The following is a 4,605-nucleotide window of genomic DNA, read 5'->3' as shown; positions in this document are numbered from 1 at the left end:
TCCTGGTCGTCAGACGGTGCAAACAGGCGGGCATGCACTGGCGACACAAAAACGCCATCTGCATCAGCGCCATACTCGCGCACCTACGCTCTGCCGCTTGATCTTCAACGAAACAAAATCACACCCATTACCCTGTTTCCTCGCTTGTTTAAGTTGACGGCGGGGAGAGGAGCGACGTATAGTCTGCGCATGACAAAACCCACAGGGGGAGAGGCGGTCAGGCATGGACATCGCATTTGATTTGGATCGGTTTATTCGGGAGCAGGTGACGCGGCGGGAGCAGAGCCTGCTCGCGGCGGACTTTGCGCGTTACGATGGCGACCTGCATGCGCGGCTCGACGGCAGCCGGGCGTTGGTCATTGGCGGCGCCGGGTCGATCGGCTCGCACTACATCAAGGCGCTCCTGCGGTTTAACGTGGCGAAGCTGTGCGTCGTGGATACCAGCGAGAACGGGCTGACCGAACTCGTGCGCGACCTGCGCAGCGGTGGCGCCGCCGCCCTGCCGGCCGATTTTATCACCTATCCGGTCAGCTTCGGCGATCCCGTCTTCGCCAAGCTCTTCCGCGCGCACGGGCCGTTTGACATCGTGGCCAATTTTGCGGCGCACAAGCATGTGCGCAGCGAGAAGGATCCGTTTTCTATCGAGGCGATGGTCGAGAACAATCTGCTGCGCGCGCGCGGACTGCTCGACCTGCTGCTGGAGCGTCCGCCGCAGCATTTCTTCTGCGTCTCCACGGACAAGGCGGCCAACCCGGTAAACCTCATGGGGGCGAGCAAAAAGCTGATGGAGGAAATGATCATGGCCTATGCCGGCCGGATGCCCGTCACCACCGCCCGCTTCGCCAATGTGGCGTTTTCCAACGGCAGCCTGCCGCTCGGTTTTCTGGAGCGGCTGTCCAAACGCCAGCCCTGGTCCTGCCCGCTCGGCATCCGGCGGTTCTTCGTCTCGCCGACCGAGGCGGGCGAGCTGTGCCTGCTCGCCTCGGTCCTGGGGGAGAGCGGCGACATCCTCTTTCCCAAGCTCGATGAGGCGCGCGACATGATCCCGTTTGAACAGGTGGCGCTCGACCTGCTCCACGCCCTGGGCCTGGAGGCCGACGTGTGCCACAGCGAGGACGAGGCGCGGGAGAAGATGGCGCGGCTCCGGGCGGACGGGTTGTTGGCGAACAGTCCGCGCGGCACGATCCGGTGGCCGGTCTATTTCTTTGAGTCCGACACCAGCGGCGAGAAGCCGTATGAGGAGTTTTATACGCCGGGCGAGGATCTGGACCTGACGCGCTTCGCTGCCCTCGGGGTCGTCAAAAACGCTCCCCGCCGGAGTCTGGCGGAGATCGACGGTGTGTTTGAGGCGCTGCGCGCGTGTCTTCACCGGCCGCGCGTGACCAAGGCCGAGTTGGTGGCGGTCTTCAAGGCCCACTTGCCCACTTTCGCCCACATCGAGACCGGCAAGGGGCTGGATCAGAAGATGTGAGGCTCTTGCAAAAACCCCGCTGGGTTTTGCAAGAGAGAAGTCAGAATACAGAATTCAGAAGTCAGAATAATGGTACACGTTGCCGGTGAGAGGAACGCCTTTCAGTGATCCACCGTCCTGCCACGATCCAGTCGGCCCGTCCGGCGCAGTCACGCGCCCTGGCGCTGCTGCTGGCCGTCGCCGTGATCTGGGCGCTGGAACTGTTCGCCTTTCAGGCGTTGTCCTTTCATTTTGACTATCCCGTGCCGTTGGCCAAACGCGTCGGCGCGCAGACGGTGCGCCTGCTGCTGGATCTGTTGTTCAGCCTCGGACTGGTCTTTCTGCTGCCGCGGGTGTGGACGATCCTCGCGTGTATCGGCTTCATCCTGTTCGCCCAGGGCGCGAACTATTATCAATCGGTGTTCGGTCGTGTGCTGTCCTGGAATACCCTGCAGGGGCAATTTTCCGAGGGGCTGGAGGTGATGCAGTTCAACTGGGGCTACGCCAATGGGTTTTTGCTACTGGCGCTGGTGCTGGCCCTGTTGGCAAAAGTCTGGCTGCTGCTGCGGGTGACGCCACCGGCTGATTTGCGGACGTGCAGACTCAGCGTTGGCCTGGCCGCGCTGGCGGGGTATGGCCTGCTTCTAGGCGTCGCGATGATGAAGATTGATCGCCCGGACAAACTGCGCACGTTCGTGTCCAACGAACGTTTTGGAATGACCTACGGTTTTCTGCCGCTCTGGGCAAGCGAGTTCGTGTACCGGGACATGACCCACCTGTTGGACGAGGCCGTCGCGCAACGGGCCTTGGCGACGGACCGGCTGAGCGCCATCGAATCGCCGGTGGCGCTGACGGGCGATGTGGTCGTGCTGCAGGTGGAAAGCCTGGACTGGCGGATCCTGAATCACCATGTGGACGGGCGTGCCGTGACGCCCTTCCTGAACCGCCTCGCCGAAGATGCCATGCTGTTCCGAATTGCGCCGTTTCACAGGAACGGATCGGGCGATGCGGACTTCGTCATGCTCAATGCGGTGCCGCCCTCGCCCACGCTGATGACGTACATTATTGAAAAATATCCCTATCAGAATACGCTGCCGCAGGTGGCAGCGCGGGCCGGATACGCCTCCGTGGCCCTTCACGGGAACAGCGGGCGCTTCTTCGAGCGGAAGCGGACGTTTATGCGGATGGGGTTCACGCGCACGCTGTTTCTGGAGGAGATGCGCGACGATCTGGGCGCCCCTGTGAGCCTGTGGGGCATCCGCGACGACACGGTTTTGGAAATCTCGCGGGCGATGATCGCTGCAACCCCCCGCGCCGGGCGCCAGTTGCATTACCTCATCACGCTCACCAGCCACCAGCCGTTCATCTATCTCGAACCCGAGCACCAGACGTTTATTGCCGGCAAGGGGGATTTCCGCTCCCGTTTCTTTAATAACATGCATTTCGTCGACCGCCAGATTGAAACCTATATTGGCGGACTGCCTGCGGGAACGCTCGTGGTCGTTTTTGGGGACCACCGTGCCATGGTCGAGTACGATCTAGAGGCAGGCGTCCGAGCAGACCCTGCCGAACGGGTGCCGCTGTTTATCCACCGTGTGGGCGACCGCCTGGCCAGTCAGCAGAAAAGCCGGGGTCAGCCCGTGGCGCTCTCGGGCGAATTGACTCAGGTGGATGCCGCATCGTACATCCAGAAACTATTCAGTCAAACGGTCCCGTAAAGCCGGTAAACGCGGGATTTCTAAAAGGATGATCTATGAAAGACGTCGTGATTAAAGAGGGGCGGGACTATTCCATCAAGCGGCGACACCCCTGGGTTTTTTCGGGGGCGGTCGAGCGCGCCGCTGCCGGGCTGACGCTGGGGGAGACGGTGCGTGTGATCGCGGATGATGGGACGGTCCTGGGGCTTGGGGCGTGGTCGGAGGCGTCGCAGATCCGGGTGCGGATGTGGACGTGCGACCCGACGGAGGCGGTTGATGCGGCGTTCTTCGAGCGGCGGATCGCGGCGGCGATTCAGCTCCGGGCCGATCTGGGCGTGTTGCGCGGCGATGACAACGCGCTCCGGCTGGTCAACGCCGAGTCTGACGGTTTGCCGGGCCTGGTGGTCGACCGCTATGGCGATTTCATCGTTTGCCAGTTCACCGCCGCCGGCGTCGAACGGTGGAAGGGTGAGATTACGGGCGTGCTGGTGCGGCGGCTGCCGGCGTGCGCGGGCATCTACGAGCGAAGCGACGCCACGGTCCGCGACCGGGAGGGACTCGATCCCGTGGCTGGCGTTCTGCGCGGCGCGGAACCTCCCGATCAGATTCAGATCAGCGAAAACGGGTGTCGGTATGGCGTCGATGTGAAGGGTGGGCACAAGACCGGTTTCTATCTCGACCAGCGCGTTAACCGCGCCCGTGTGGCGTCGGTCGCGGCGGGGCGGGAGGTGCTCAATGCGTTCGCCTACACCGGCGGCTTCGGCGTGGCGGCGGGGATGGCTGACGCGGCGCGGGTGACGCATGTCGATCTCTCTGCGCCCGCCCTCGATCTGGCGCGCGCCAACACGGCGCTCAACGGAATCGCCGCCGACCGTGCGGAGTTTATTACCGGTGACGTGTTTCAGGTGCTCCGGCAGTTTCGCGACAGCCGCCGCGCGTTCGACCTGATCGTCCTCGACCCGCCCAAGTTTGTCGAATCCAAGGGCCAGGTCATGGCGGGGTGCCGGGGCTACAAGGACATCAACCTGCTGGGGATGAAACTGCTCCGCCCGGGCGGACTGCTCGCGACCTTCTCCTGCTCGGGGCTGGTCACGCCCGATCTGTTCCACAAAGTGGTCGCCGACGCCGCCGTGGACGCCGGGCGCCGGGTGCAGATCATCGAACGGCTCCAGCAGGGCCCCGACCATCCGGAAGACGTCTGCTTCCCCGAAGGGCTGTATCTCAAGGGGCTGCTGTGCCAAGTCGGGTGAGGGACGCTTCCGGATCGGGGGTGGAATGGGGGGCGACTGCCGGGATCGGACAACATTTCCACGCGGTTGTGAAACTTTATGGGCACTTCACGAGAATCTGTGGGTGTACTCGGGCGGCATAGGCAGGTCGCCGAGCGCGTGAAACAAGGCGATTCTGCGGATTTCCGGGTTGCGGAAGCCCCTCGCCAAATTGGATACGAGTCCCGCG

General features: G+C 63.2%; 3 protein-coding genes. All 3 read left to right on the top strand.

Features of this window, described 5'->3' with window-relative positions; all coding sequences use genetic code 11:
* Positions 1-223: 223 nt before the first annotated feature.
* The 3 genes from FJ222_12140 (at position 224) to FJ222_12130 (ending at position 4,397) form a co-directional block, all read left to right on the top strand.
* Complete coding sequence (locus FJ222_12140) at positions 224-1,471, top strand: NAD-dependent epimerase/dehydratase family protein (protein ID MBM4165171.1); 1,248 nt, start codon at positions 224-226, stop codon at positions 1,469-1,471.
* 104 nt (positions 1,472-1,575) lie between these two features.
* A complete protein-coding gene (locus tag FJ222_12135; protein ID MBM4165170.1) occupies positions 1,576-3,168 on the top strand; it encodes an LTA synthase family protein in 1,593 nt (530 codons plus the stop codon).
* Positions 3,169-3,203: 35 nt separating this feature from the next.
* Positions 3,204-4,397, top strand: coding sequence for a 23S rRNA (cytosine(1962)-C(5))-methyltransferase RlmI (locus FJ222_12130; protein MBM4165169.1), 1,194 nt, complete (start codon positions 3,204-3,206; stop codon positions 4,395-4,397).
* Positions 4,398-4,605 lie beyond the last annotated feature (208 nt).

Source organism: Lentisphaerota bacterium, from assembly GCA_016873675.1.
Taxonomy (GTDB): domain Bacteria; phylum Verrucomicrobiota; class Kiritimatiellia; order RFP12; family JAAYNR01; genus VGWG01.
This window is presented reverse-complemented; position numbering and strand designations above follow the sequence as displayed.

Bases quoted from the DNA above. Each gene is read 5' to 3' on its own strand.
- FJ222_12140 (MBM4165171.1), top strand. From the start codon at position 224: ATGGACATCGCATTTGATTTGGATCGGTTTATTCGGGAGCAGGTGACG.
- FJ222_12130 (MBM4165169.1), top strand. From the start codon at position 3,204: ATGAAAGACGTCGTGATTAAAGAGGGGCGGGACTATTCCATCAAGCGG.